General features: G+C 68.1%; 30 protein-coding genes and 1 tRNA gene. 9 read left to right on the forward strand and 22 right to left on the reverse strand.

Features of this window, described 5'->3' with window-relative positions:
• Window positions 1-48 precede the first annotated feature (48 nt).
• Together grpE and dnaK are read right to left on the reverse strand one after the other, a co-directional pair.
• On the reverse strand, window positions 49-699 hold the full coding sequence (gene grpE / locus OG251_RS18545) for a nucleotide exchange factor GrpE (protein WP_326678243.1): 651 nt from the start codon (window positions 697-699) through the stop codon (window positions 49-51).
• Complete coding sequence (gene dnaK, locus OG251_RS18550; RefSeq protein ID WP_326678244.1) at window positions 696-2,543, reverse strand: molecular chaperone DnaK; 1,848 nt, start codon at window positions 2,541-2,543, stop codon at window positions 696-698. The genes grpE and dnaK overlap by 4 nt, the downstream gene beginning before the upstream one ends.
• 563 nt (window positions 2,544-3,106) lie before the next feature.
• Between dnaK and OG251_RS18555 the strand changes: the two genes are divergently transcribed.
• The 4 genes from OG251_RS18555 (at window position 3,107) to OG251_RS18570 (ending at window position 8,608) form a co-directional block, all read left to right on the forward strand.
• Window positions 3,107-3,661 carry a sugar transferase gene (locus tag OG251_RS18555; protein ID WP_442818345.1) on the forward strand — a complete coding sequence of 185 codons (555 nt, stop codon included), beginning with the start codon at window positions 3,107-3,109 and terminating at the stop codon, window positions 3,659-3,661.
• Between the two features lie 82 nt (window positions 3,662-3,743).
• Entirely contained in the window at window positions 3,744-6,011 is a 2,268-nt protein-coding gene (locus OG251_RS18560; RefSeq protein ID WP_326678245.1) for a (Fe-S)-binding protein, read from the forward strand.
• Between the two features lie 349 nt (window positions 6,012-6,360).
• On the forward strand, window positions 6,361-7,479 hold the full coding sequence (locus OG251_RS18565) for an FG-GAP repeat domain-containing protein (RefSeq protein ID WP_326678246.1): 1,119 nt from the start codon (window positions 6,361-6,363) through the stop codon (window positions 7,477-7,479).
• Window positions 7,480-7,651: 172 nt separating this feature from the next.
• Entirely contained in the window at window positions 7,652-8,608 is a 957-nt protein-coding gene (locus tag OG251_RS18570) for a Yip1 family protein (RefSeq protein ID WP_326678247.1), read from the forward strand.
• Window positions 8,609-8,673: 65 nt separating this feature from the next.
• Here OG251_RS18570 and OG251_RS18575 read toward each other — a convergent pair whose 3' ends face one another.
• Both OG251_RS18575 and dcd read right to left on the reverse strand, forming a co-directional pair.
• Entirely contained in the window at window positions 8,674-9,171 is a 498-nt protein-coding gene (locus OG251_RS18575; RefSeq protein ID WP_073719390.1) for a phosphoribosyltransferase, read from the reverse strand.
• 10 nt (window positions 9,172-9,181) lie between these two features.
• On the reverse strand, window positions 9,182-9,757 hold the full coding sequence (dcd, locus tag OG251_RS18580; protein ID WP_326681310.1) for a dCTP deaminase: 576 nt from the start codon (window positions 9,755-9,757) through the stop codon (window positions 9,182-9,184).
• Between the two features lie 533 nt (window positions 9,758-10,290).
• Here dcd and OG251_RS18585 point away from each other — a divergent pair.
• A tRNA-Gly gene (locus tag OG251_RS18585) sits at window positions 10,291-10,364 on the forward strand.
• 51 nt (window positions 10,365-10,415) lie between these two features.
• On the opposite strand, the gene OG251_RS18590 is transcribed toward OG251_RS18585, so the two are convergent.
• From OG251_RS18590 to OG251_RS18650, 13 genes are all read right to left on the reverse strand, one after another.
• Window positions 10,416-11,579, reverse strand: a complete 1,164-nt coding sequence (locus OG251_RS18590; protein ID WP_326678248.1) for a tyrosine-type recombinase/integrase — start codon at window positions 11,577-11,579, stop codon at window positions 10,416-10,418.
• On the reverse strand, window positions 11,579-11,779 hold the full coding sequence (locus OG251_RS18595; RefSeq protein ID WP_030295425.1) for an excisionase family DNA-binding protein: 201 nt from the start codon (window positions 11,777-11,779) through the stop codon (window positions 11,579-11,581). The genes OG251_RS18590 and OG251_RS18595 overlap by 1 nt, the downstream gene beginning before the upstream one ends.
• A 2-nt stretch (window positions 11,780-11,781) precedes the next feature.
• The gene (repSA, locus tag OG251_RS18600) at window positions 11,782-13,179 is read right to left on the reverse strand and encodes a replication initiator protein RepSA (RefSeq protein ID WP_326678249.1); all 1,398 of its coding nucleotides are present in this window, start codon (window positions 13,177-13,179) and stop codon (window positions 11,782-11,784) included.
• Window positions 13,176-14,255, reverse strand: a complete 1,080-nt coding sequence (locus tag OG251_RS18605; protein WP_326678250.1) for a DNA cytosine methyltransferase — start codon at window positions 14,253-14,255, stop codon at window positions 13,176-13,178. The genes repSA and OG251_RS18605 overlap by 4 nt, the downstream gene beginning before the upstream one ends.
• Window positions 14,252-14,452 (reverse strand): hypothetical protein, encoded by a 201-nt coding sequence (locus tag OG251_RS18610; RefSeq protein WP_326681311.1) that lies wholly within the window; start codon window positions 14,450-14,452, stop codon window positions 14,252-14,254. Before OG251_RS18610 ends, OG251_RS18605 begins: the two co-directional genes overlap by 4 nt.
• 5 nt (window positions 14,453-14,457) lie before the next feature.
• On the reverse strand, window positions 14,458-14,643 hold the full coding sequence (locus tag OG251_RS18615) for a hypothetical protein (RefSeq protein ID WP_326678251.1): 186 nt from the start codon (window positions 14,641-14,643) through the stop codon (window positions 14,458-14,460).
• Between the two features lie 91 nt (window positions 14,644-14,734).
• Complete coding sequence (locus OG251_RS18620; RefSeq protein WP_326678252.1) at window positions 14,735-15,067, reverse strand: SpdD protein; 333 nt, start codon at window positions 15,065-15,067, stop codon at window positions 14,735-14,737.
• A 15-nt stretch (window positions 15,068-15,082) separates the two neighbouring features.
• The gene (locus OG251_RS18625) at window positions 15,083-15,271 is read right to left on the reverse strand and encodes a mobile element transfer protein (protein ID WP_326678253.1); all 189 of its coding nucleotides are present in this window, start codon (window positions 15,269-15,271) and stop codon (window positions 15,083-15,085) included.
• Between the two features lies 1 nt (window position 15,272).
• Complete coding sequence (locus OG251_RS18630; RefSeq protein WP_326678254.1) at window positions 15,273-15,458, reverse strand: hypothetical protein; 186 nt, start codon at window positions 15,456-15,458, stop codon at window positions 15,273-15,275.
• Between the two features lie 12 nt (window positions 15,459-15,470).
• Window positions 15,471-16,148, reverse strand: a complete 678-nt coding sequence (locus tag OG251_RS18635; RefSeq protein WP_326678255.1) for a DUF2637 domain-containing protein — start codon at window positions 16,146-16,148, stop codon at window positions 15,471-15,473.
• 81 nt (window positions 16,149-16,229) lie between these two features.
• A complete protein-coding gene (locus OG251_RS18640) occupies window positions 16,230-16,418 on the reverse strand; it encodes a hypothetical protein (protein ID WP_326678256.1) in 189 nt (62 codons plus the stop codon).
• Window positions 16,419-16,501: 83 nt separating this feature from the next.
• Window positions 16,502-17,854 carry an FtsK/SpoIIIE domain-containing protein gene (locus tag OG251_RS18645; RefSeq protein ID WP_326678257.1) on the reverse strand — a complete coding sequence of 451 codons (1,353 nt, stop codon included), beginning with the start codon at window positions 17,852-17,854 and terminating at the stop codon, window positions 16,502-16,504.
• A 2-nt stretch (window positions 17,855-17,856) separates the two neighbouring features.
• Window positions 17,857-18,186, reverse strand: coding sequence for an SCO3933 family regulatory protein (locus tag OG251_RS18650; RefSeq protein WP_326678258.1), 330 nt, complete (start codon window positions 18,184-18,186; stop codon window positions 17,857-17,859).
• Window positions 18,187-18,325: 139 nt separating this feature from the next.
• On the opposite strand from OG251_RS18650, the gene OG251_RS18655 reads away from it, so the two are divergent.
• Both OG251_RS18655 and OG251_RS18660 read left to right on the forward strand, forming a co-directional pair.
• Window positions 18,326-19,192, forward strand: coding sequence for a GntR family transcriptional regulator (locus tag OG251_RS18655; protein WP_326678259.1), 867 nt, complete (start codon window positions 18,326-18,328; stop codon window positions 19,190-19,192).
• Window positions 19,182-19,880: an HAD family hydrolase gene (locus OG251_RS18660; protein ID WP_326678260.1), complete on the forward strand. Its 699-nt coding sequence runs from the start codon at window positions 19,182-19,184 to the stop codon at window positions 19,878-19,880. Before OG251_RS18655 ends, OG251_RS18660 begins: the two co-directional genes overlap by 11 nt.
• Window positions 19,881-20,356: 476 nt before the next feature.
• Here OG251_RS18660 and OG251_RS18665 read toward each other — a convergent pair whose 3' ends face one another.
• The gene (locus OG251_RS18665) at window positions 20,357-21,583 is read right to left on the reverse strand and encodes a hypothetical protein (RefSeq protein ID WP_326678261.1); all 1,227 of its coding nucleotides are present in this window, start codon (window positions 21,581-21,583) and stop codon (window positions 20,357-20,359) included.
• Complete coding sequence (locus tag OG251_RS18670) at window positions 21,576-22,157, reverse strand: DUF4365 domain-containing protein (RefSeq protein WP_326678262.1); 582 nt, start codon at window positions 22,155-22,157, stop codon at window positions 21,576-21,578. Before OG251_RS18670 ends, OG251_RS18665 begins: the two co-directional genes overlap by 8 nt.
• 209 nt (window positions 22,158-22,366) lie before the next feature.
• Between OG251_RS18670 and OG251_RS18675 the strand changes: the two genes are divergently transcribed.
• On the forward strand, window positions 22,367-23,257 hold the full coding sequence (locus OG251_RS18675) for an MrcB family domain-containing protein (protein WP_326678263.1): 891 nt from the start codon (window positions 22,367-22,369) through the stop codon (window positions 23,255-23,257).
• A gap of 143 nt (window positions 23,258-23,400) precedes the next feature.
• Here the strand turns inward: OG251_RS18675 and OG251_RS18680 are convergent, their stop codons facing one another.
• Entirely contained in the window at window positions 23,401-23,853 is a 453-nt protein-coding gene (locus OG251_RS18680) for a hypothetical protein (protein ID WP_326678264.1), read from the reverse strand.
• A 107-nt stretch (window positions 23,854-23,960) separates the two neighbouring features.
• Here OG251_RS18680 and OG251_RS18685 point away from each other — a divergent pair, with 107 nt between their 5' ends.
• Window positions 23,961-25,337 (forward strand): IS1380 family transposase, encoded by a 1,377-nt coding sequence (locus tag OG251_RS18685; RefSeq protein WP_326678265.1) that lies wholly within the window; start codon window positions 23,961-23,963, stop codon window positions 25,335-25,337.
• A gap of 144 nt (window positions 25,338-25,481) precedes the next feature.
• Here the strand turns inward: OG251_RS18685 and OG251_RS18690 are convergent, their stop codons facing one another.
• Window positions 25,482-25,655, reverse strand: coding sequence for a hypothetical protein (locus OG251_RS18690; RefSeq protein WP_326678266.1), 174 nt, complete (start codon window positions 25,653-25,655; stop codon window positions 25,482-25,484).
• Window positions 25,656-26,208: 553 nt separating this feature from the next.
• A complete protein-coding gene (locus OG251_RS18695) occupies window positions 26,209-26,523 on the reverse strand; it encodes a DUF1932 domain-containing protein (RefSeq protein ID WP_442818346.1) in 315 nt (104 codons plus the stop codon).
• Window positions 26,524-26,644: the final 121 nt, after the last annotated feature.

The following is a 26,644-nucleotide window of genomic DNA, read 5'->3' on the forward strand; positions in this document are numbered from 1 at the left end:
GCCGGTCGCTGGGCCGGGCGGTGAGCACCGGGATGGTCGGACGGGATGTCAGACCTCCTCGGTGCCACCGCTCTCCTCGTCATCTGCCTTCTCTTCCTTCGCCGCCGCCGGCGTGGCACCCGGCTGCGGCTCGGCGACGGCCACCCGCGCGGGGCGGATGGTGCGCTCGCCGATGCGATACCCAGGCTGCAGGATCGCCACGCAGGTCGTCTCCGTGACGTCCGGCGCATAGCTGTGCATCAGGGCCTCGTGGATCGTCGGGTCGAAGGGCTCGCCCTCCTTGCCGAACTGCTGGAGGCCCAGCTTCGCGACGGTCGTCTCCAGCGATTCGGCCACCGACTTGAAGCCGCCGACCAGCTCGCCGTGCTCCCGCGCGCGGCCGACGTCGTCGAGCACGGGCAGCAGCTCGGACAGGAGGTTCGCCGAGGCGATCTCCTTGACCGTGACCCGGTCCCGCTCCACGCGGCGGCGGTAGTTCTGGTATTCGGCCTGGAGCCGCTGGAGGTCGGCCGTGCGCTCCGCGAGCGCGGTGCGGACCTGGTCCAGCTGAGCCGTCAGACCTGCTGTCTGGTTATCGTCCCCGGCCGGGGCCGCCGCCTCCTCCTCGGAGGGAGCGGCGGCCTTCGGCTCGGCGTCGTCGGAGGTGGCGCCGGAGGGGACGTCGGGCTTCTCGTCGAAGCCCGGAGTCTCCTCGGTCACGCCGCACCGCCCTTGGTGTCCTTCTCGTCGTCCACGATCTCCGCGTCGACGACATCGTCATCGGCCTTGGCCCCGTCGCCCGGCACGTCCGCGCCCGGCGTCGCGCCGGCCTCGGCGTTGGCGTACATCGCCTGGCCCAGCTTCTGGGAGACGGCCGCGACCTTCTCGGTGGCGGTACGGATCTCGGCGGTGTCCTCGCCCTTGAGCTTCTCCTTCAGCTCACCGAGCGCGGTCTCCACCTCCGTCTTCACATCGGCGGGAACCTTGTCCTCGTTGTCCTTGAGGAACTTCTCCGTCTGGTAGACGAGCTGCTCGCCCTGGTTGCGGGACTCGGCGGCCTCACGACGACGGTGGTCCTCGTCGGCGTACTGCTCGGCCTCTTCACGCATCCGGTTGACCTCGTCCTTCGGCAGCGAGGAGCCACCGGTGACGGTCATCTTCTGCTCCTTGCCGGTGCCGAGGTCCTTGGCAGCGACGTGCATGATGCCGTTGGCGTCGATGTCGAAGGCGACCTCGATCTGCGGCACACCACGCGGGGCCGGCGGCAGACCGGTCAGCTCGAACATTCCGAGCTTCTTGTTGTACGCCGCGATCTCGCGCTCGCCCTGGTAGACCTGGATCTGCACGGACGGCTGGTTGTCCTCGGCCGTCGTGAAGATCTCGGAGCGCTTGGTCGGGATGGTCGTGTTGCGCTCGATGAGCTTCGTCATGATGCCGCCCTTGGTCTCGATACCGAGAGACAGCGGGGTGACGTCGAGCAGCAGGACGTCCTTGACCTCACCCTTGAGGACACCGGCCTGGAGCGAGGCGCCGATGGCGACGACCTCGTCCGGGTTCACACCCTTGTTGGCCTCCTGGCCACCGGTCAGCTCCTTGACGAGCTCGGCGACGGCCGGCATACGGGTCGAGCCACCGACGAGAACGACGTGGTCGATCTCGGAGAGCGCGATGCCCGCGTCCTTGATGACGTTGTGGAACGGGTTCTTGCACCGGTCCAGAAGGTCGGCGGTGAGCTGCTGGAACTGGGCGCGCGTGAGCTTCTCGTCCAGGTGCAGCGGGCCCTCGGCGGACGCCGTGATGTAGGGCAGGTTGATCGTGGTCTCGGTCGAGGACGAGAGCTCGATCTTCGCCTTCTCCGCGGCCTCGCGGAGACGCTGGAGAGCCATCTTGTCCTTGGACAGGTCCACGCCGTGCCCGTTGGCGAACTGCTTCACCAGGTAGTCGACGACGCGCTGGTCCCAGTCGTCACCACCGAGGTGGTTGTCACCGTTGGTGGCCTTCACCTCGACGACGCCGTCACCGATCTCCAGGAGCGACACGTCGAAGGTGCCGCCACCGAGGTCGAAGACGAGGATCGTCTGGTCGTCCTTGTCGAGCCCGTACGCCAGAGCGGCGGCCGTCGGCTCGTTGACGATGCGCAGGACGTTCAGGCCCGCGATCTCGCCGGCCTCCTTCGTCGCCTGGCGCTCGGAGTCGTTGAAGTACGCCGGGACGGTGATGACCGCGTCGGTCACCTTCTCGCCCAGGTAGGACTCCGCGTCCCGCTTGAGCTTCTGCAGGATGAAGGCGCTCATCTGCTGCGGGTTGAAGCTCTTGCCGTCCAGGTCGATCTTCCAGTCAGTGCCCATGTGGCGCTTGACCGAGCGGATGGTCCTGTCGACGTTCGTGACTGCCTGGCGCTTGGCGACCTCGCCGACGAGCACCTCGCCGTTCTTGGCGAAGGCGACGACGGACGGCGTGGTCCTGGCGCCTTCGGCGTTGGTGATGACGGTGGGCTCGCCGCCTTCGAGAACGCTGACGACGGAATTAGTCGTGCCCAGGTCGATGCCGACCGCACGTGCCATTTCGATTCCTCCAACTGACTACTTGAGTGGATCTGACTCAAGAATGCATGACACCCGCCCCAGAGTCAACAGACCTGAGCGGGCCTGACTCAACTTAGGTGCTCACCCCTAGTGCCACCAGGGCTTTCCCCGAGGCGTCGACCCGTCCGCACGCGGTTCATCCCGTGGCACATCCCGCGCCACGCCCCGCGCACCCCTCGCCCCACCATCCCACCGTGGCATCGTTCTGTCACAAAATGCCGTGAGCCGGTCATAACCGGCACACCATCGGACCTCGAACCCGGGCGGACGCGATGCGGAACGCGAGGCAGAACCCCAGACGGCGGCGCGCGGAGCGGCAGCGACGACCCGGCGCGTGGGACCGGTCCGGTACATGGGGCCGGTCCGGGGTGTGGGGCCGGCCGCCCGTCCGGGGCCGGTCCGGGGCGTGGGGCCGGTCCGGCGCGTTCGGCCCCGGACGGGCGCGGCCCCGGCGAACGGCGGTACGACCGGCATCGCTGCCCGCGACGGTCCGTACGGCGGCGTGGACAGCACTGGACGCGGCACGCCTCTTCACCTCCCGCGTGACGGCCAAACGGGTACTGGACCTGATGATCGGCTCGGCCCTCCTGGTCCTGGCCGCCCCCGCCCTGGCCGCGGGCGCCCTCGCGCTGGCGGTGAAACGCCCGCCCGGCGGCGTACTGGAGCGCCGGACCCTGACCGGTCTGCACGGCCGCGCCTTCGAACTGCGCTCCCTGCGCACCCGCGGGCTCCGGCTCGACGTCCTCTCCCGGCTGCCCCACGTCGTCCGGGGGGACCTCTCCCTCGTCGGCCCGACCCCGCTCGCGCCGGGCGACTTGGGGGCCATGGGAGCCGGAACCGGGCACTGGCGTCGGGAGCTGCGACCGGGCCTGACAGGCTTGGCCCAGGTACGGGCCCGTTCCGGGATGCCCTGGGACGAACCCGACCTGCTCGACCAGCACTACGCCGAGCACCGCGGAACGGTGCTCGACCTCGTCATCCTGGCGGAATCCGTACACCGTCCGCTGCGTGCGGCGCTTCGCGGGCTCGCCCGGCGCGGCAAGGCACACCTGAGCGACACAGATCACCGCTTGCCCGGCTACAGCGTCGCGGAATAAGTGGATAGTGTCAGCACAGACTGATTAAGTTACTGCTTAGTAGTGCTGGATCCCAACCCTCGCAGGCCCGAGGAGCCCCCTAATGCAACTCGCCGCGATCATCGTGTCGCTGGTGCTGACCGTCGTCGGCGTTGCGCTCATCGCCCGAGCCGTCGCGCAGATCTACCGGTTCGTCCGACTCGGACAGCCGGTACCGGCAGGCAGCCGCACCGACGACCCCAAGCAGCGCACGATCACCCTGGTCAAGGAGTTCCTCGGCCACACCCGGATGAACCGGTGGGGCATTGTCGGCTTCGCCCACTGGTTCGTCGCCATCGGCTTCCTGACCCTGCCACCGACGCTGCTCCAGGCGTACGGACAGCTCTTCCAGGCCGACTGGGTGCTGCCGATCATCGGCGGCTGGCTGCCGTTCGAGATGTACATCGAGTTCATCGGCCTGATGACGGTGGCCGGGATCGTCACACTGATGGCGATCCGGTTGCTGAACCTGCCCTCCCGGGCCGGCCGCAAGTCGCGCTTCGCGGGCTCCAAGGCCTGGCAGGCGTACTTCGTCGAGTACGTCATCCTCGTCATCGGCCTCGCGATCCTGGCCCTGCGCGGCCTTGAGGGCGCGATCCACCACGTGGAGGGCTACGAGGCGGCGTACTTCGTCTCGTACCCCCTGGTGCTGGCCTTCAAGGGGCTCGCCCTCGGCACGCTCCAGAACCTCATCTACTTCACCGCGATGATCAAGATCGGCACCTCGCTGATCTGGATGATCACGGTCTCGCTCAACACCAACATGGGTGTGGCCTGGCACCGCTTCCTCGGCTTCCCGAACATCTGGTTCAAGCGGAACGCCGACGGTGACGTCGCACTGGGCGCACTCCAGCCCATGACGTCGGGCGGCAAGGAGATCGACTTCGAGGACCCGGGCGAGGACGACGTCTTCGGTGTCTCACAGGTCGAGCAGTTCTCCTGGAAGGGCATCCTCGACTTCTCCACGTGCACCGAGTGCGGCCGCTGCCAGTCGCAGTGCCCCGCCTGGAACACCGGAAAGCCGCTCTCCCCGAAGCTCCTGATCATGTCGCTGCGCGACCACGCGCACGCCAAGGCCCCGTATCTGCTGGCCGGTGGCGGCAAGGACATGGAGGGCAACGAGAAGGCTTCGGCCGAGGCCCTCAAGGACGTTCCCGCGGCCGCCCTCGCGGAGGCCGAGCGCCCCCTCATCGGCACCGCCGAGGAGAACGGCGTCATCGACCCGGACGTGCTGTGGTCCTGCACCACCTGCGGTGCGTGCGTGGAGCAGTGCCCGGTCGACATCGAGCACATCGACCACATCGTCGACATGCGCCGCTACCAGGTGATGATCGAGTCCGCGTTCCCGTCCGAGGCGGGCACGATGCTCAAGAACCTGGAGAAGAAGGGCAACCCCTGGGGTCTCGCCAAGAAGCAGCGCGTCGAGTGGACCAAGGAGGTCGACTTCGAGATCCCGATCGTCGGCAAAGACGTCGAGGACCTCAGCGAGATCGACTACCTGTACTGGGTCGGCTGCGCGGGCGCCCTGGAGGACCGGGCCAAGAAGACGACGAAGGCGTTCGCCGAACTGCTCCACATCGCGGGCGTCAAGTTCGCGATCATGGGCGGCGACGAGAAGTGCACGGGTGACTCGGCCCGCCGCCTGGGCAACGAGCCGCTGTTCCAGCAGCTCGGCCAGGAGAACGTCGCGATGCTGAACATGGCGTTCGGCGAGGACGAGGACGACGAGGCGACCAGGAAGCCGAAGTCGTCGAAGAAGATCGTCGCCACCTGCCCGCACTGCTTCAACACCATCGCCAACGAGTACCCGCAGCTCGGCGGCGAGTACGAGGTCATCCACCACACGCAGCTGCTCCAGCACCTGGTGGACGAGGGCAAGCTGGTCCCGGTGACCCCGGTCGAGGGCCTGATCACGTATCACGACCCGTGCTACCTGGGCCGTCACAACAAGATCTACTCGCCGCCGCGCGAGATCATCGCGAAGGTCCCGGGTCTGCGGAACGAGGAGATGCACCGCCACAAGGAGCGCGGCTTCTGCTGCGGCGCCGGTGGTGCCCGGATGTGGATGGAGGAGCGGATCGGCAAGCGCGTCAACAACGAGCGCGTCGACGAAGCCCTCTCCCTCAATCCGGACATCGTCTCCACCGCCTGCCCGTTCTGCCTCGTCATGCTGACCGACTCGGTCAACGGCAAGAAGAACGACGGCACGGCCAAGGAATCGATCCAGGTGGTCGACGTCTCGCAGCTCCTGCTGGAGTCCGTGAAGACGCCCGCCGACCCGGCGGACGAGCCGGAGACGGCGGACGCGCCGGAGCCCGAACCGGCGGCGTAACCGATCCGTACGACGCCGCAAGCGGCCGGACCTGCCTCGGGGGCAGGACCGGCCGCTTCTGCGTGTGAGCACGGTCGCATGTGAGCCGGGACATGTACGCGGCGGGGCGAACTGCAGCATCATGTGGCGCGCACGCATGACGGACGACGGACGACGGTTCACGTACGTCCCGGCCACGCGCGTACGTCCCGGCCACGGGCATACGTCCCGGCCACGGGCGTACGTCCCGGCCTCGGGCGTACGTCCCGGAGACGGGCGTACGTCCCGGAGACGGGCGGCGGACCCAAGACGTCTGATCGCGCGGGCGACCGACCGCGACCGGCCACAGATACCGACGGATGAGGACCCCGTGCGCAGACGCATCACGCAGCCGACGGCAACGGTGACCGCCAGGACCGCGGCCGCGCTCGGGGCGGGCTGCGCCACGCTGCTCGTGGTGCTCACCGCCTGCGGCAGCCCCTCCGCCGCCCACGCCCCGTCCGCCCCCTCCGGCAAGAACGGCGACACCCCGCCCGGCGCCTCGGTCCCGCGCGGCGAGGGGAGCCGCACCCCGGACGACTTCAACGGGGACGGCCTGCGGGACCTCGTCATCGACGACCTGGTGAAGGCGCCCGAGGACAGCCACGGGGACGACGCGGGCATCGGCGTCGTGTACGGCTCCGAGGCCCGCGGCCTGGACCCGGCCGCCCGCCAGCTGCTGAGCGCCCACGCCAACGCGGCCAAGTCCGGGGACACGCTCCCGGCGGCTTTCGACGCCGAGACGGCCTGCGACCTCGACCGGGACGGCTTCACGGACCTGATCGTCTCCACCGACCCCCCGTACAACGGCATCGGCACCCCGCCCGTACCCCTCCAGATCCTCTTCGGCTCCCCGGCCGGCCTGACCGGCAGGGCGGTCACCCTGCGCATCCCGCAGAAGGCCCGCTTCGGCAACGACTGGCCCCAGCAGCCGGTCTGCGGCGACTTCGACGGCGACGGGCGCACCGACCTCGCCGTCACGGCCGGCGGGGGCAGGGTCAGTTTCCTGCGCGGCCCCTTCACCCGCGCCGGAGCCCCCCGCGCCGCCGAGTCGCTCCCCGGCGGCGGCCCGTACCTCTACGCCCCCGGACCGAAGGCCGACACGAACGGCGACGGCTACGACGACCTGGTCCACGCCACCCGCCCGCACACCCCCGGCGCGGCCGCGAAGGCCACCCTGCTGCTCGGCACCCCCCAGGGCCCGACCCGGCCGGGCGGCACATACCGCTTCGAGGCCGCGGAGGTCCCCGAGGCCCCCCTCCGCACCACCGGCGCCACCGGCGCCACCGGGACCACGCTCCTGGCACGGGCCGACTTCGACGGCGACAATAAGGCGGACACCGCGGTCCGTACCCACCGGGGCGAGCGGCAGGACCTGATCGCGCTCTTCCCGGCGAGGACACCCGGCCGCCCCCTGATCACGTTCAGCACGGCCCTGTTCCTCCGCTGAGCGGCATCGCCGCAGGCCCCGCCACCGCGTCGGCCGTCCCCCGCGCGCCCCTCTCCCACCCCCCGCGCACCCCCCGGGGTCCCCCTAGGGGATGTCACAGCTCGGCAGCAATGGGGCGCCGGTTCCCCCGGCCCTCTCACGACACCCACACGGACCAGGTACGTTCGATTCCGTGGCTGGATTCAGGATCGGACGCGGCCGGGACAACCGCACCCCGCGACAACCGCAGCAGCACCCGCAGCAGCAGCCGTACGGAGGCCAAGCACCACAGCCGCCGTACGGCGGGCAGTCGTGGCCGCCGGCAGGAGGCAACGGCGCACCGCCGTACGGAGCGCCCCAGGGCGCCCCGTACAACGGCGGCTACGGCAACGGGCACGGCGGCGGACACGGCGGCAACGGACAGCAGGGCGGCAACGGCGCCCACGGACACGGGGAGCCCGAGTACTTCGGCGATCCGTACCAGGAACCCCCGCACCACGACCCGTACGCCAACAGCCCGGGTCACACCCAGGCGTTCAGAGTCGACGAGGACCCGTACGGCGGCGGCGAGACCTACCGCGCCGGCCAGGCCCCCGCCCAGCCCGCAGGCCCGCGCCTGCCCTGGAAGGACCTGCTCACCGGCATGGTGCTGCGACCGGGCCCGACGTTCTGGCAGATGCGCGACTACCCCGTGTGGGGCCCGGCGCTCATCGTCACGTTCCTCTACGGGCTGCTCGCGCTCTTCGGCTTCGACCAGGCGCGCGACGAGGCGATCAACGCGACGATCTCCACGGCCGTCCCGTACGTCGTCATCACCGGCATCGGCTTCGTCATCGGCGGCCTGGTCCTCGGCGCGGTCACCCACACCCTGGCCCGCCAGCTCGGCGGCACCGGCTCCTGGCAGCCGACGGTGGGCCTCTCGATGCTGATCATGTCGATCACGGACGCCCCGCGCCTGCTCTTCGCGCTCTTCCTGGGCGGCGAGAACTCCCTGGTCCAGGTGGTCGGCTGGGTCACCTGGCTGGCGGCCGGAGCGCTGTTCACGTCGATGGTGAGCAAGTCGCACGACCTGCCGTGGCCGAAGGCGCTGGGCGCCTCGGCGATCCAGCTGATCGCACTGCTGTCGATCATCAAGCTGGGCACGATCTGACGGACGAAGGGCCCCTGGAGCACCATGTGGATGCTCCAGGGGCCCTTCGCCGTACTCACGCCTTCTCAGGCGTCGAGGACCTGCCCCTCACGGCGTACGACGGGCTTCTCCACACTCCACGGGAAGTTGATCCACTGATCGGTCTTCTTCCACACGTACTCGCATTTCACGAGTGAGTGCGACTTCTCGTAGATGACCGCGCTGCGCACCTCCGCGACATGGTCGATACAGAAGTCCCGGACCAGCTTCAGGGTCTTGCCCGTATCGGCGACGTCATCGGCGATCAGGACCTTCTTGTCCGAGAAATCGATGGCATTCGGAACGGGCGCCAGCATGACGGGCATTTCCAGCGTGGTGCCGATCCCGGTGTAGAACTCCACGTTCACGAGGTGGATGTTCTTGCAGTCCAGCGCGTACGCGAGCCCGCCCGCGACGAACACCCCGCCCCGGGCGATGCTGAGCACCACATCGGGCTCGTACCCGTCGTCGGCCACCGCCTGGGCCAGCTCCCGCACCGCGAGCCCGAAGCCCTCGTACGTCAGGTTCTCGCGTGCCCCGCTCATCGATCCGCCCTCACACCTGAGTCCGATGGAAGTTCATGTACGACCGGGAGGCGGTCGGCCCGCGCTGACCCTGGTAACGCGATCCGTACCGCTCGGAGCCGTACGGGAATTCGGAGGGCGAGCTCAACCGGAACATGCACAGCTGCCCGATCTTCATTCCCGGCCACAGCTTGATCGGCAGCGTCGCGAGATTCGACAGCTCCAGGGTCACGTGCCCCGAGAACCCCGGATCGATGAACCCGGCCGTCGAATGCGTCACGAGCCCGAGCCGCCCCAGCGAACTCTTCCCCTCCAGCCGCGACGCGAGATCGTCGGGCAGCGAGATGACCTCGTACGTCGAGGCGAGCACGAATTCACCGGGGTGCAGGATGAACGCCTCATCCCCCTCCGGCTCGACCGTGCGGGTCAGGTCGGCCTGCTCGACGGCTGGGTCGATATGCGGATAGCGGTGGTTCTCGAACACCCGGAAGTAGCGGTCCAGCCGCACGTCGATGCTCGATGGCTGCACCATCGACGGGTCGAACGGATCAATGCGGACCCGCCCGGCGTCGATCTCGGCCCGGATGTCCTTATCTGAGAGAAGCACGTCCCGAGGATACGCAGAACGCGCGAGCCCGCCCCAACCGGACCGCTCCCGCGCGCCTGCCTCCACCACTGCCCGGACCCCTGGACGCCCCCGCGAACCCGCGGACGCCGCCCCTCGGTCCCGTACCTACCGCTCCTCGAACACCACGGGCACCGCATGCCTCAACCGGGCACAACGCGGACACCGAATAAGCCGCCCCGGACCGATCCGGCCGGCCCCGAGCTGCTGCATCGGGAACGACGAGGTAGCAAAAACGTGCCCTTCGGCACAGCGGACGACGGTGCGCTCCATCGACTCCATCAAGTCCCTTCCCCAACCAAGCCTTGGACGAGAACGCCACATTAGGGGATGAACAGGACGCCGCTCCACGCGGCACTCCGACAACCCACGCTACGCCCCCAACTCCCGCCCCTCACAACCGCATCCACCCCTCCCACCCCCCGGAACGACGACCGGACCCCGCGACGAATACGCCGGGGGCCTGCCATGGGGTACAGTGTGCGACGATGCACCGCCGATGATCGGCGAGCTTCGCGGGTGTAGTTTAATGGTAGAACATGAGCTTCCCAAGCTCAGAGCGCGAGTTCGATTCTCGTCACCCGCTCCAAGACTGAGGCCCAGGTCAACGACCCGGGCCTTGTTTGTTGTCTGGACCTGTCTAGGTGTCGCGTGCCCGTTCCGTGCCCGATCGCTGCTTGTCCTGCTCCTCCTGTGCCCGGAGCCGTGCGGCGCGCACGTGAGCGTCGATGCCGTCGGCCACCTCCTTCTGCCGCTCGGTGTCGGAGTGCTGGTAGATCAGCGCGGCCCGCTCGGTGGACTGGCCGGCGCGCACCATCGTGTCCTTGAGGGTCGCCCCGGAGCGGGTCGAGAGGGTGTGCCCGGTGTGCCGGAGGTCGTAGAAGCGGAAGTTCTCCGGCAGGCCGACCGTGGCCCGCGCCTTGCGCCACTTCCGGCCGAAGGTGGAGCGGCGAAACGGCTTGCCCCTCTCCCCCACGAACAGCAACCCGTCCGGCGTCTTCTCGGCGTACCAGTCGAGGTGGCGTTCCAGGTCGGTCGCCATGAACGCCGGCAGCACGAGGAAGCGCCGACCGGCCGCCGACTTGGTGTCTCCCGGAGCACGGCGGCCCGTGGTCAGCTCAGGTTCAGCCGTACGGACCCAGACACCGACGTTCTCCAGGTCCACGTCCGGGCGACGCATCGCCGCCTGTTCCTCGGGCCGGGCCGGTCCGTACGCGGCGATGTAGACCATCAACCGCCACCGGGGGCCCATCGCGTCGGCCAGGGCATCGACCTGCGGGACGGTGGCCGTGGGGCGCTCCTCCGCCGACTCCTTGCCCGCGCCCTTGATCCGGCACGGGTTGCGGCGGATCAGCTCGTCGTCCACGGCGGTCTCCATAATCGCCTTGAGGAGCCGGTACGACTTGGCCACCGTTGTCGGTGCTTCCGTCGCTTTCAGCCTCTCGGTGCGCCATGTCCGGACGGAGGGCGGCGTGATCTTGTCGAGGTCGACCCCGTCGAAGGTCGGCAGGAGGTGCAGTCGGAGCAGGCGGCGATACAGCTCGTCCGTCGTCGCGGCGAGGTCACGCTCCTCCACCCACCGGAGGGCGTACTCACCGAAGTTCACCTTGCCGGCGTCAGGGTCGCGCCAGTCCCCTGACCGAACCTCGCTCTGCCGGTCGGCAAGCCAGTCATCAGCGTCCCGCTTGGTCCGGAACGTCTCGGGCGCCGGGCGGTCGATACCGTCCGGTCCCAGGTAGCGAGCCTGGTACCGCCCCGAGGGCAGCTTGCGCACGCGGCCGAACTGCCGCTTCTTGCCCGCCATCAGGCGACACCCCGCAGACGACGCGCGGGCGTGACCGTGTGGGCGGCCACGAACGCCTCCACCACGTGCTCCGCGATCCGAACGTGTCGGCCCACCTTCACGTATTCAATGCGCCTTTCCGCGATCAGCCGGCGCGGGAATCGGGAGGTCGTGCCGAGCAGTTCGGCAACCTGCTCAACGGTCAGCAGCCTGTTCGTCATGATCAGCATTCCCCTGTCTCTTCGAGTTCGGCGCGGTGTTCGCGGGCGGTTTCGCGGTTGTGTTGGATGTCGCGGTGGATGTTGGCGGCGAGCCAGGATTCGCCGGGGGTGTGGCCGTTGCCGGCGTAGGCCCAGTGCGCGAGCGTGAGGGTGGTGGCTTCCGGGTGGTCGTCCGGGTCGGGGAGGCCGAGGGCGGCGCGTTGTTCGGCGGCGCGGTAGTCGGCGCGGACCTGGCGGAGGGCGCCGAGGGTGGTGGAGTAGGCCCGGGACTTGGTGGAGAAGTGGCCGCGGAAGCCGAGCATGTGGGCCCAGTCGCGGAGCTTGCGTTCCGGGTAAGCGTGGTGCAGGTCCAAGCACGCTTCGATCAGCCGGCGCGGGTGCTCGGGGACGTCGAGGAGGACCAGGGCTTCCTTGTTGCCGATCCGGTGGTCCACGGTCCCGGTGGTTTCGGCTGCTTTGGTGGCGTACTTGGCGACGTAGGAGGCGACGGCCTGTTCGGTGAGGTCTTCGCCGCTTCCGAACGCGCCGATGGGCTGCACGTCGAGCTGCGTGCCCCACCGCAGCGTCCACCCCGTGGCGATCCCGGCTTCCGGGTTGGCCGGCACTAGGACCTCAACCCGGGCGGCGGCGGCGTGGATCGCGTCGTCCAGGAGGGCGAGGGTGGCCCAGGCCGGGGGCGGGGTGTCCGGGCCGTCGGGTCCGTCGAAGCGGATTACCGCGTGGAAGTGGACGGCCCCGCGCTTCTGGTACTCGGCTACTTTGCCGAAGGAGACTTTGGACTGTTCGCGGGCGGCTTTCTGGGTGAGTCCGGCTCGCTTGGCGATTTCGCGGCGGAGGTAGATCGTGAAGTAGCGCCAGAGGTCGGAGGCGTGGTTGTTCCACAGCACCGCCCCCGCGTAGTCGTACGTGCTGGGGTCGAGCGGCGTGCCCAACTCCGGGGCGTTCTCAGCGTGCCGGACACCGCAACGGCAGGACCGGGTGCCGGGCCGGTTGTGGACCGGGCCGAACGACGGGGCCGTCAAGGTGGCGAAGACCCGGGGGTGATCCCGGATCGTGGTCGGGGTGCCCTTGTCCGGGTCGCCGGTGAGGCCGGCGCGGATGAGGTGGTAGGTGTCTCCCGCGTAGGTCCAGGCGCAGGCGGGGCAGCGGGAGGCGCGGCGGTTGCCGCATGCGATCCGCAGGCGGCCCCCGGGCTCGGCATCGGTCGAGTAGTGGTGCAGCAGGGTGCCGGTCGCCCGGTCGATGGTCTTGGTGGCGCCGGTGAGGTGGATGGGCTGGGAGCATCCTCCGGTGCGGCGGAGTTGTTCGGTGAGGCGGTCGAAGCCGGGAGACCCGACCACCCGGAGCAGGTCGCCCAGGGTGGTCGGGTCCAGGCCCGCCGTGGTGGCGGTGTCGCTCATGCGGCCACCTCCAGACCAGCGGTGGCGGTGGCGCCGAGGCTGGTGAGGATGGCGGTGGCCAGGGGCGGGGGGACGGCGTTGCCGATCTGCTCGAACTGCTTGGTCCGCGACCCCTGCCACAGGTAGTCGGCGGGGAAGCCCTGGAGGACGGCCGCTTCTGTGGCGGCGAGCCGGCGGACGGCGGTGCCGTGGTCGTCGTACCAGGAGACGTCGTTGAGGCGGTGGCCGAACAGGAGGGTGGGGGCGGGGCGGTCGAGGGTGCGGTGGGTGGAGCGGGGACGGTTGCCGACGCGCAGGGTCCAGGAGCGGGCCCTACCCGTCAGGGCCCAGGCGGGGGCGGTGGTGGAGAAGCGGGTGCCGCCGGAGGTGTGGTTGCCCCGGGTGATGACGTCTCCCGTGGGGCAGCCGATCGCCTCGCCCATGGACACCCAGGGCAGCCGGCCCGGTCCGAAGAGGGTTTCCGGTTGGGCGGTCTCGGCGTGGGTGGGCTCGGGCGGGGTGGCGGTGCGGGTGCGGGAGGCCATCAGCACGGCACGCCGGCGGGTTTGGGGGACACCGTGGTCGGCGGCGTTGAGGATGCCGACCCACGTCGAGTAGCCACGGGTGCGCAGGATGCGGGCGGTGTGCTCGAAGAGGGGCTGTGCCGCGGGGACTTCCTCCAGGGCGACCCACTCGGGGTGGAGGTCCAGGGCGTAGCGCAGCGGTTCGGCGACCAAGAGGGAGCGGGGATCGGAGCAGGCGGTGCGCAGGAGGGGGCGGGTGTCGGTGCCGCGGGCGAGGTCGTCCAACGCTTGGTGGCACAGGTGCATATCGTCGTGTCCGGCACCGAGGCCGGCGCTGCTGAAGGGCTGGCAGGGGGCCGACCCGATCAGCCCGACGACCTTCCCGGCCAGGGGGCCGGTGGGGTAGGCCGCGACGTCGGTACGGATCGTGAGGTGACCGGCCATCTTGCGGGTGGCGCACGCGGCCGTGTCGATCTCCAACCCGATCTCCCGGACACCCAGGGCGCGTAATCCCTGGGACCAGCCGCCGGGGCCGGCGAACAGGTCCAGCACACGAGGGGCGGGGGTGGTCATCGGCGTGCACCCCCGTCGCGGTGGGCCGCACCGTGGTTCGCCGTGTAGCCCTCGACCAGGGCCTGCACCTGGCTGTCCCCGGTGGCGGTCGCGGAGGCTCCGCAGTGGCAGACGGCCGAGCCGGTCGCGGGGGCGTTCGGGGACGGCTTGCTGACGTGGAGCCCGGGGCGGTCCGGGGTGGGAGTCAGGTCGGCCATGGCGCTCACGCCCCGATCCGGGTGTGGGTGCGGGCGGGGGTGGTGGTGTGGCCGGTGCCGTGGCAGGCGGGGCAGTGGGCGGTGATGGTCTTGCGCTGCCCGGTGGGGGTGGTCTGGCCGGTGGTGATGGTGACGGTGGGGAAGCCGTCGCAGTGGCCGCAGATCGGCCGGGGCGGGGTGTGCTGGGGCATGATGGGATCTCCCTTTCGGGTCCGTTGGATCTGGAAGTGGTGGGCACCCGGGGCGGCGGAAACTTGGCGGTGGAAGCCGCCCCGGGGGCTGTCAGCGGTTGTTCGGGCGGTTGAGCAGCGAGCGCAGGACCACGGCGCACACGGCGACCGAGGCGGCGGTGATCGCGGTCGCCAGGAGCATCGAGACCAGGACCGTCCCGACGACCAGGACTACGGCGGTCCCGCCGGCGGCGGCGACGAGCAGCGAGCCCGGGGTGAAATGAACGGCCGGACGGGCGGGCGGAGCAGCCGGAACCGGGGCCGGGACAGTCGGGGCGTTGTGGCAGGTGCAGGCCGGGGGGTGCACGAGGCCGGTGAGCGGCGGGACCAGCGATGTTCCCGGGGTGGGGGCGGTGTCCGGGGGCGGGATCTTCGGCGTGAACACGGTTGGGCCTCCTTGTCAGGGGTTGCACCGGTGGGTGCGGGCGGCGAGTTCGGCGGCGGGACGGCCGTGGTAGTCGGCGGAGAAGTCGCAGCCGGGGGCGGTGCAGACGGCGACGTGTTTGGTGCGGCCCCGGCCGTCGTAGTGGGTGCCGACCTGAACGGGGCCTATGCGGAGCACGTTGGTGAAGCGGTTCGGACGCGGCATGTCAGCCCTGCTTCCGGTAGTTGGGGCCAAGCCACTCGGCGCGGATGCGGTCGGCTTTGGCCGGGTCGCCCGCGCGGTCGGCGGCTTCCTCCACCAGGAGCTGGGCCAGGAAGGGACGGCCGCTCTCGGCCATCTCCCGTGCCGCGTTGAGGAACTCGGACACGGTGCTGAAGCGGTGCATGTTCATAGCGGTTGCCTTTCAGGCGAGTTGGGCGGTGATGGCGTCGGCGAGGGGTGCGGGGACGCCGAGGCGGGCGCGGAGGGTGGCCGAGTCGATCCGGGCACCGGTGGTGGCGTGGTGGGTGTCGGCCAGCTTCCGGGCGTGGTCGAGCAGCGCCGGTGGCACAGCCGCCGGGGCAGGAGCCGGAGCAGGCACCGGGGTGGGGTCGGCGGCCGGTGCCGGCGGGAGTTCCGGAGCCGGTTCGGGAGCCCGTTCCACCGTCACGTCGGGGATCGGTTCGGTGGCCGGGGCAGCCGGCGGTGCGGCAGCCGGGACGGGGTCCGGTTCGGCGGGCGAGGTGGTGGGGGTGTGGACGAGGAGGGTTCCGCCGAGGAAGGCGAGGGCGGGCCAGCCGGCGACGAGGATGCGCAGCCAGGCCGGGACGTTGCCCAGGTCGAGGAGTCCGGCGGTGGCGACGTTCGCACCGAGCGAGGCCGCCAAGGCGATGACGAACCAGGCCCAGGCGGCGCGGTTGTCGGCGGTCGTGCGCATGCGCCGCCAGGCCGCGACAAGCAGCAGGTCCACGCTGACGGGGTAGGCCCAGGCCTTCCAGCCGTCCTGTCCGGCCGCTTCGGCCAGGTCGTGCAGGTGGGCGAAGGACAGGGCACCGGCGATCACGGCTTGGATGAGTACGGCGTCGATTCGGATGCGGGACATGGGGGTTCACCTCCTTTCGGGGGTGGGCCGGTGCCGGGCGGGGATCGGGCCGCCGCCGGGCACCGGGGCGAGGAGGGGAGGTCAGGCGTCGGGGTCGGTGCCGGAGCCGAGGCAGTTGAGGCAGAGGCCGTCCTGCTGTCCGACCGGGCGGCGCTTGCGTCCGACCCGCACCGTGGCGGCGACCATCCCGGACCCGTCGCACGGCGAGCACACGACCGGGGCGGGCGGGGCGTTCTTCTGAGGCTTGGTGGTGGTCCGTCGAGGTGCCATGGCGGTGGTTCCTTCCGGTTCCGGGCATGGGCGGGGTAAGGACCTGGCGCGAGACGGTCACGCCGACCGGGCGGAGCGGCGTGTTACTCGGTGACCGGGCGCGGCTTCAACAGCGGCACGGCCGGTGCCGGCGCGGCAGGAACAGCCGGGCGGAACGGTGCGAGAGCGGCGAGGTGCGGGGTGAGGTGCGCGAACTCCCGGCAGACCGCGACCGCTTGGGCGGGGGCCATGGCGGGGGTGCGGATACGGGCCCAACCGCCCGAGGAGTCCCCTGCCACCGCGACACCGGGACGGTCCGGCGCGATGGTGGTCGCGGCGAAGACCGCTTCCGGGGCGATGTCCCCGAGCGCCATCTCGGCGGTCTGCTTGTCGTTGACCCGGTGCACCACACGCCCGGTGAGCTGAGCCCGCAGGGCGGTCGCGCCCTTGCCGAGGTCGGAGCCGAAGCGCTGCCCGCACACTTCCAGGAAGATCCCGACCGCGCGGGCCATCTGGGCGAGCCGGATCATGCGCATCACCATCCGGTCCCGGCGTTCCTCGTCCTTCTTCGCGGCCACGAGGAAAAGTTCCGCGACCTCGTCGACCAGGACGACCAGCGGCACCGGGCGCAGCTTCGCCGGCAGGCCCCACATGTCCGGGACACCGTGGGAGCTGAGGAGGTCGAAGCGCTCCTCCATCTCACCGATGAGGGCTTCCAGGAGTCCGTCCGCCTCGTCCGGGGTGATGGCGAGGGCGGAGAGGCGGGCTGCGTAGCCGCGCTGTTCCACACCCCGCTTGCAGTCGATCCCGACCAGGCCGACCGGGAGCTTCGCGAGTTGGGAGATGAGGTTGCGCTGATACATCGACTTGCCGGACTGGTTCGCGCCGACCGTGAGGGCGTGCGGGACCTTCTGGTAGTCCCGGACGAACGCCGTGCCGTCCTCCCGCAGAGCGACGGGGACGACCAGCGGGCCGGCGGTGGTGTTGCGCGGGAGCCGGCGGGGCATCTTCACCCGGCGCAGCACGTCGTAGCCGGTCATCCGCAGTTCCACGAACCCCGGCTTCACCTCCACCACGTGGACCGAGTGGACGCCCCAGGCGTGGCGGAGCCGTTCGGAGGCGGCGGACACGTCGGCGGGCTCCAGACCGGCCGGGAGGCGAAGCGTCGCCCGCATGCCCGTGGTGGAGTAGCGGACCCGGCGGACCTGCGGGGGAACGGGCTGGACATCCTGCCGGCGGGCGACGTTGCGGACCATGAACGCCCGCAGGCGGGACGGCTGGACCGTCAGCCCGCACACATCCATCGTCGCCCGATACGTCACCGCGAACCGGACCCGGGCGACCGGGGCACCGACCAGCGACCAGAACACCCGAGGAGACCGGGCCTTCGCGTAGCCGAGGCCGCCGGCGGCCGATAAGGCCCCCGCCACCTCGATCACCGTGGACAGGTCCGACATGGTCAGGAACCCGCCGTGATGGCCACCGCGCGGAAGCTGATCCCGTGCCGGGTCTGGCCGTTGAACGTGTTCTCCCAGTCCCGGGCCTTGAGGCCGACCACCGTGACCGGGGTGCCGGGGGCCAGGTTCTCCGGGACGCCCGTGTTCGGCACGGTCACCTGGTAGAGGTTGCCCTCACCCTCGTCCGCGACCAGCAGACCCACCGTCGCGAGCGGGGCACCGGTCTCCCGGTCGATCGCGATCTCACCGGTCTGCTTGCTCACGAGCTTCGGCGTCGGAGGCGTCGCCACGAACACGACAGCGGTCGAAACATCGATCTTGAAGGACGGCATGGGATTGCTCCTCTGACAGAGGTGACTGACTTGGCTAGCCCTCTTGGCTGCATGACTAACGTAAGCAACATGGCTAGTCATGTCAACACCTGGCTATCCTGGCTGTCCCAATACCAGAGCTTCCGCGTACCATCGCCTTATGACTTTCGTCCCCGATCCCCTCGACCCAGACGACGACCGACCGCCCTACGAGCAGGTTGCAAGCAGCCTCGGAGCGGCGATCAGGACACGGAAGATCGCCCCGGGCGAGAAGCTGCCGTCGCAGAAGGAGTTGACGGAGCACTACGGGTTCGCGCGCGCGACCATTCAGCGCGCTCTGCGGGATCTCGAAGACGAGGGGTTGGTGGTCTCTCGTAAGGGCAGCGGAGTCTTCGTCCGCAACCGAACGGAACGGCCGGCAGGGCTCCGCCCCTACGTCGAGCAGGCGTTCGCCGCCACCGACGTCACCATCGACTTCGCGGGATTCTCCAGTGAGACCTTGCACGGTGCTCTGCAAGAGCCGTTGGACAAGATCCGCATTGGCAGGTTGACGCCCTCCAGCATCAAGGTCCGCATACTCGTTCCGGATATGGCAGTTGCTCAGGCTGCCCCGGTCCGTCGTGAGGACTGCGGGGACGACGAACGGCTCCGCTTGCGCATGCACGAGATCATGACCGGCTATGCGCGCAGCATCCGTGACTCAATGGCGGAGCTGAGTCACCTGGGCCTAGTCCCTGACACGAGCGTCGATGTTCGGGTGCACAGCGGCACGCAGTTCTTCAAGCTGTACGTGATCAACGGAGCTGACGCGTTCTTCGGGTACTACCCGATCAAGCCCAACAAGGTTGTGGCTCAGGGGGAGCCCGTCGAGATTTACGACCTGGTCGGGAAGGACACGGTTCTCTTCCATCACTCCGTGAACGACGGTGAATCGTCCAGTGGCACGCAGCAGGTCCAGCAGGCCAGCATGTGGTTCGACAGCGTGTGGAACACCATCGCGAGGGGATTCGATCTCGATGGACACTGACGACCTGAACGCGGCACTCGCCGGGGCCTCGGTGGTGCTGTTCGACTTCGACGGCCCTATCTGCGATGTCTTCGCGGGACGTCCGGCGGACCAGGTTGCAAGGGACCTCTCCAAGCTTGCAGCCGAAGGCAACCCGGAGCTGGAAGGGAAGCTGTCCGGCATCGATGATCCTTTGGAGGTCCTGCGACTGACGCACGAAGCAGATGATGCCGCTGGACTAGCCATCGAGAAGGCGCTGACCACGGCCGAGGTAGAGGCTGTAGGGGTGGCTGGAGATCCGGTTTCCGGAGCCGTTGCCTCTCTGGAAGCAGTTCGAGCGTCAGGGAGGGGGGCGGCTGTGGTGAGTAACAACTCTGCGGAGGCTGTGAGCGCGTTCCTTGATCGACATGGGTTGTCGGAACACGTGCTCACGATCGTTGGAAGGCCCGAAGGACATCCGGAGCTGATGAAGCCGAACCCTCATTCGCTGATCACAGCGGCTGAACGTCTGGACGTTGACGTCTCCTTGTGCGCCTTGATCGGCGACTCGCTGACAGACATCCAGGCCGCCCACGCGATCGGCAGTGCAGCCATCGGCTTCGCCAACAAACCGCGCAAGCACCAACTCTTCGTCGAGGCAGGAGCCGAAGCGGTTACCGACTCCATGCAAGCCATCGCCCAGGCGATCAGCCCCCAGCCGGGCACCTGACTACTCACGTCACCCGGAGCTGTTACAGGTTTCTCTACCTCATCAAGGCACCCGGCTGCGCTCCGCTCCGCCGGGCGCGCTTCCCGGCTCTGGCTGCGCCCGCGCTCCTGCCTTCGGCCCGCTCGGCGCTGCCGCCGCCGACGCGCGCCCACAACTGGATAGGCCCGGGGCATGAGATGAGAACCAAGCCCGCGGCTTCAAGACGATGCCTCCGGCGGGGGCGCTCAGACTCCGGGATGGGAGAGGCGCCGTGCGCGAGTGCCGGCCGGAGCGTGGCGAGCGTCGTGGGGCTCCCATCCCGACCACCTTCGACCCAGGCAGAGCCGAGCAGTCGCGGCCCAGGGCGTCAAGGTCGTTCGTACAGTGGCGCGCTCCACCTTGACGCCCTGAACCACGACCGCTCCACGACGTGTGGGTCGAAGGCGGACGGGATGGGAGCGGGGATAGGTGGTTAAGGTATTTCCTCGCCTCGCACGCTACTCCCCGGAAAAGAAATCTAGTTGCCTCGAATCGACATCCGAGATACGTCGCCGCTTATCTTGCCTATAGTCATCTACATGACCCATCGTGCGAATGACCGTGGCATTGTAAAGCCAGCTTAGATTTCCCTCTTTCTCAAGGTTTCCGGAAACCTGAATGGCCAAATCTTCTTCGTGGGCCCTAATTGCCTCATGGTAATCTTCCTCGTCCGCCAAACGCACGCGAACTTTTCGCGCGGGGCTTGGCGCCAAAGCTTCAACGCCGAAAACCCCTGGACTGCCGGCTTGCTTCTTGGCCAATAGGTGAACTCGACCAATGATGGTGACAGTCCGCGACGATTTGTCTTCTGCCAGGCTAACAGCCGCTTTGGCCAAAGGTGCCGCATCCGCACCGCTGAACTCAATTCGAACAGGGGGCGGCGCAAACACATCCACCCCAGAATCCCATTCGACGCTGACGTCGGCACCGTCGGAGTGTTCGGTCAACCCAAGCAATGCTTGAGCCATCTCGTACGAAATGCCGCGCGAGACACCGTCTTCGAACCCCGAGAGGGAACCGCTTGTCTTGTAGTGGTCGATCGCCTCTGCGGTCGCTTCCACGGCCTTGACCACGGCCAGCGATACGTCCCGAGCAGGTGCTGAGCCGACATGCGGAAGCGAAAATGCGTCCGCCGACGAAAGAGATACGCCCGCTTCGGGAGGAGCGTAAGCAGTGACGATATAGCTACCAGGTGAGGTTTGGCCCATCAAAACCTGATCCAGATACCGTCCGGCAAATCTTCCATTTCGGTTCACGTAATGGCGATCAGGGTTCAAGTAGAACTTGGCTCCAGCCAATAGAGTCCGCCTAGCAGATTCGATTAGCCTTTCACCACTTCGCCAATCGATGAAACCGCTAGGTGCAGAAGATTCGCGCCGAAACTTAAACTGGTCAGAAGCATCGATGAGAAGGCGCGGATAGATCAAGCGCACCCACGATTCGCTATCCTCCGATAGCTGCTGGAGCGCCGAATGCATCAGGTCGGTATATTCGGGAGAATCTTCATCTAGCGGAATGACGAGACTTGAAGAGCTTCGACCCGCCTCCGTCGAGAGTGGTGGAGAAAATCTCTTGTAGACACCCCGGCGCCCCCCAAGAGGCTGCCACCCTGCCTCTTCCATGAGTCCGACGAGTTTTCCTGGATCGACCTTTCGAGGGAGTCTCATGCTCGACTTCTCACCCATCAAGTGACTCACCCCTATCGATCCGATCGAAGATCTCCGTCAAAGCATCCGAATCCAGCAAATTACCCGTGGGTACTCGTACCGTAGGGCGCATGACGCTCGGGTCGGCAGTCACACCCTCTAGATGTGCCCAGTAACACGCGCGGGCAGTCCGTAGGCCGGCATGGTCAACCGTCGTCCAGTCCCTCTGGCGTCGAGGCGCCGTCATAACGATCAGAATCGCCTTGAGGTTCTTCCTGTACTTGACCATATGGTCGAAATACTGACGCTTGGTGAACTGGTAACTAAAGAACCCTTTTGACGGATCCGGGACGGTTTGCGTCGTGCACTTGAGCTGAGCGAAGAGGAGGCCCTCCTCCTCATGCGGGGAGCGAGGCGGGCGGACGAACTGGGCATCGACGCCCCATTTGTCCTTGTTGACCAGCTCCATAGTGCAACCAGCCGAGGCCGCGATACTCATCAGGTATCCCTGCTGCAACTGCTCCATCATGTCAGTGACGGAAGACGGGTCGACAGCCTCGATGTGATTCGCACGGGGCTTGCCAATGCCGCCCGTACCAATCAGTTCCACCACCCGCAGCCCCCCGGTCAAGTACAGAGAAGGCCACGATAGATCAGAGTTACGTTCCGTGACTAGACGCATCCCCCAGGTTGATCGCATGCTCGAACGTTAGTTCTGGCCACTGACAGTGTGGGGTCCCAGGCTAGACGGCTGCGCTCAGCGCGTATGCAGTCGAGACGAGCTCCAGTTCGATGTCAGTACCCCAAGCTACGGTTCGGGGCGTGGATGAACTCCTGAGCGAGGTACTTGACCTTCAGAAGGTCTGGGAAGCCAAGAACAGCCAGCCGATGCAGCGGCGCGGCGTCATCGTGCGCACGGAGATCCGCGCGTGGTTGCGCGAGCACGTCGGCGCTCTCTCTAAGGCCATGGGCATACCCGTTGACGACGTGGGGGTCGAGGGTAAGGACGGAGCTGGCCAAAGAGCGGAAGTCGCGTGGACCCGCGTCCACTCGAAGAGCAGGACACCGAGCGCTACCAACGGCTGGTATGTCGTCTACCTGTTCAGCGGCGACGGTGAGCGCGTCTACCTGTCGCTTAACCAGGGCACAACCGAGTGGATCGCCGGTGAGCTCAAGCCCCGAGAGCCGGCCGCCCTGAAGAAGCGCATCGAATGGGCACACCCGCTCATCGAGCAAGCTGCCGCGGAGCGAGCCGACTTGCTGACGGAGATCCGTCTCAACGCCCGCACGAAGCTCGGCAGGGGCTACGAGCCGGGCAACGTCGTGGCCATCGAGTACCGGCGGGACTCGATCCCCGACTCGGATGCACTGGGCAGAGATCTGCTCTTCATGGCGCGGCTCTTGGGCCTTCTCTACAAGGCCGCGGACAACGCCACGCATGTACCCGGCGATCTGCCCGTGGAAGTCCGCGAAGCAACCCAGAGCGCGGCGACCACCGCGAACCGCAGGACCGCCCGCAAAGGCGGTCAAGGGTTCCTTCTGACCGCCACCGAACGTAGTGCAATCGAGAAGCGCAGCGTCCTGCTCGCCATGGATCACTTCAAAGCCCAGGGATGGACGGTGAAGGACGTCGGCGCCAGCAAGCCGTATGACCTGCACCTGACGCGAGGGGACGAGAAGCTTCATGTAGAGGTTAACCTCGCGCTTTCATGAAGCTGGCAGCCCGACGGGTGGTCAGGTAAGCGAAAGGCACCTCTGACCAGCAACAATGAGGAGCGGCGAGGTCCTTGCTCCTGCCGCCGTCGGAGGCACTTCCCGGGTGAAGAAGCGCGCCCGGACGCCAGACGCTGATCCGTTCACACGGAGATCAGCTTCTTCCTGTGGGAAATCGCATGAGCGATCCGGAACAGAGCAAGGGCTAGAGCGCTGACGGCGAGGACAGCGAGAAAGACGATCGTGGGGTTCACCCACGCGGGCACGAGACTGATGTGCTCGTTGCATGCGTTGGCCAACGGGAAGAAGGACTTGCCGTCCGCCCCCGTGCGGTCACGCCATGCCTGGTCGTAGTTGGTGTGATGGGTAAGTTCGCAGGTTTCCCGATCGTCCAGCCCTCCTGCGAAGACGCCGACCCCCCACACCACGGCCATGAAGCCGCAGGCGGCCCCGGCGACACCGACGAGCGCAATAGGCTGCGCGTCCCATGGAGCTCTAACGCCGCGACGCAGCTTCAACAGCCCTGCTAGCAGGACTGCCAGGACCAGGACGAGAACTGCGAAAATGAGGTTTAACATGCAGTTTCGCGCTTTCATGAAGCAGGCTGTCCGATGGGTGGCCAAGTAAGCAGAAGTGCCTCTGACCAGCAAGAATGAGGATTGTCGAGGTCCTTGTTCCTGCCATCGCCGGAGGCACTTCCCAGGTGAAGCACTCTATCGGGTCCTATCCCCGTGTCCGCGTCCAGGACGACGGCCGCCGGGTCGTCTCCCAGGCCGGGTCGGTCCTGCTCGCCGAAACGGCCCGCAAGACCGGTCTTGACCAGGTCATATCGGCAGCTCTGGCGCCGTGGCGCAAACCGCGGGCCGTCCACGATCCCGGCAAGGCCCTCCTGGATGTCGCCCTGGCGGTCGCACTGGGCGGGGACTGCCTCGCGGATGTCGCCGTGCTGCGGGCCGAACCGGCCGTCTTCGGTCCGGTCGCCTCCGACCCGACCGTCTCCCGCCTGATCGACACCCTCGCTGCCTCCGGCGGGAAAGCTTTGCAGGCGATCCGGTCCGCACGCTCCGAAGTCCGTGACCGCGTCTGGTCGTTGGCCGGTGAGAATGCCCCGGGCGCTGATGGCCAGGTCGTCGTCGATCTTGACGGCGTCCTCGTGATCGCGCACTCCGACAAGGAGGACGCGGCCGCGACCTGGAAGAAGACCTACGGCCACCATCCGCTGACGGCCTTCGTCGACCACGGCCCGGGCGGAACCGGCGAGCCGGTCGCCGCCCTCCTCAGGCCGGGAAACGCGGGTTCCAACACAGCAGCCGACCACATCACCACAGCCCAGCTCGCACTGGCCCAGCTGCCCAAGCGCTACCGGCGAGGCCGGCAGACGCTGATCCGCACGGACTCCGCGGGCGGCACCCACGACTTCGTGTCCTGGCTCACCAGGCGAGGACGATGGCTGTCCTACTCGGTCGGCATGACGGTCACCGAAGCGATCCACGAACACGTGCTGAAAGTCCCCGCCTCGGCCTGGACGGCGGCCGTCGAGACCGATGGTGAGGTCCGTGACGGGGCCTGGGTCGCCGAGCTCACCGGCAAGCTGCTGGACGGCTGGCCCGCGGGCATGCGACTGGTCGTCCGGAAGGAGCGGCCCCACCCCGGCGCCCAGTTGAGGATCACGGACGCGGACGGCATGCGGATCACGTGCTTCGCGACCAACACCGCTGGCCGGCCGGTCGCCGAACTCGAGCTCCGTCACCGGCTACGGGCCCGGGCGGAGGACCGGATCCGGGCCGCCCGGGCCACCGGCCTGCGCAACCTGCCCCTCCACACCACAGCGCAGAACAAGGTCTGGCTCGAGATCGTCCAGATCGCCCTCGACCTGCTGGCCTGGATGCCCATGCTCGCGCTCACCGGCAAAGCCAGGCTCTGGGAGCCCCGCCGCCTGCGGCTCCGCCTGTTCACCGCGGCCGGACAACTCGTCACCACCGGCCGCCAGCGGATCCTCCGCCTGGCCCGGCACTGGCCCTGGACCGGCCACATCACCGCCGCACTCGAACGGCTCGCACTCCTGCCGAACCCCGGCTGAACAGCGGACACCCATCCCTACGACAGCCCTTCACCACCCGGAACAGTGGAACCCGGCGCCACCCCGAGACGACACTCGGGCCCTCGGCCTGCCCACCCTCAGCTCACGGCACGAAAACGGGCCACCGACTCCGTCGGCGGCCCGTCACGAAACTTCGAGGTTAAGGGCACGACGTCCGACGGTAGCCAGATCATCCTGACGCGGGCCGAGGTCGAATGGCAGCGCAAGTTCGAGCCGGACAACGCCCTTGTGATCGTCCATTCCATCGGGCTGGACCGCACCGCTGATCCTGTGATCGCAACCGGTGGAGTCCTTCACTGCACCTCGCCGTGGACCATTGAGGAGGAGACCTTGACCGTCATCTCCTACATCCACCGAACCGGTCTGTGATGCAGTCGGCGAGCGCGCGACTTTCTGGCGCAGTCGGTACAGCGCCGAAGTACCGCAACCACATCAACCATCGCCACACCGCAGTGAGCCACCGTAGCCGTTGTTCGGCCCGTATGGCCGTCAATAGCCGCGCTGCATAGAGCTACGGATTAGAAGGACCCCGTGCCCGATCCGTGCCCGGCGAGGCGGTGAATCACGGTCAACCACAGGTGCCGAGGTCAGCCCCTGGGTTCGCCATAGCGCCCATCTCCGCAGGTCAGCGGCGCGGGACGGGCCAGGGAGGCGTTGATTCCCAAGCTCAGAGCGCGAGTTCGATTCTCGTCACCCGCTCCATGATGAAGGCCCTGGGTCGATGACCTGGGGCCTGTTTGCTGCCCGGACCACCGCACCTTGAGCGGTAGGAACGGAAACTTGCGAGCAGCCCAAGCCTGTCGGTCGAACGGTGTGCCACGCAGTACGGCTCCCCTCTCCCGAACTGCGATCAAGTGGGGCGTTTCCGAAGCTGAGAGAGGACCTGCGAGACCGGCAAGTCGTACTGGTCCTTGTCCTGTTCCCAGAACGAAAGGGCCCGAGCCGTGGCCTCGGCCATGTCGGCGGGCAGGTCGGCCGCCCGGAGGGTATCGGCGACCTCTTCCATCTCGGGCGCCCAGCGCCAGGCCCTGGCTGCCACGCTCGGCAGATACTCGGGATCGGAGAGGATCGTGGAGATCATGACCTCGGCTTCGGCTGTGAGCTGATCACCGACTCCATGGGCGTCGGCGAGCGCATGACCGGCTGTCCAGTGGTTGTCGATCATGAATGTCCGCCCGTATGGAGCCGTGGCGTGTCCGGTTACCGGGCCCGTGTGACTCGCCCGGCCCGGTGCTGTCGGCCACCCGGTGGAGCTGCACGAGGGCGTTGTCGCCATCACGGTTGAT

The sequence above is a fragment of the Streptomyces sp. NBC_01237 genome (assembly GCF_035917275.1).
Lineage (GTDB): Bacteria > Actinomycetota > Actinomycetes > Streptomycetales > Streptomycetaceae > Streptomyces.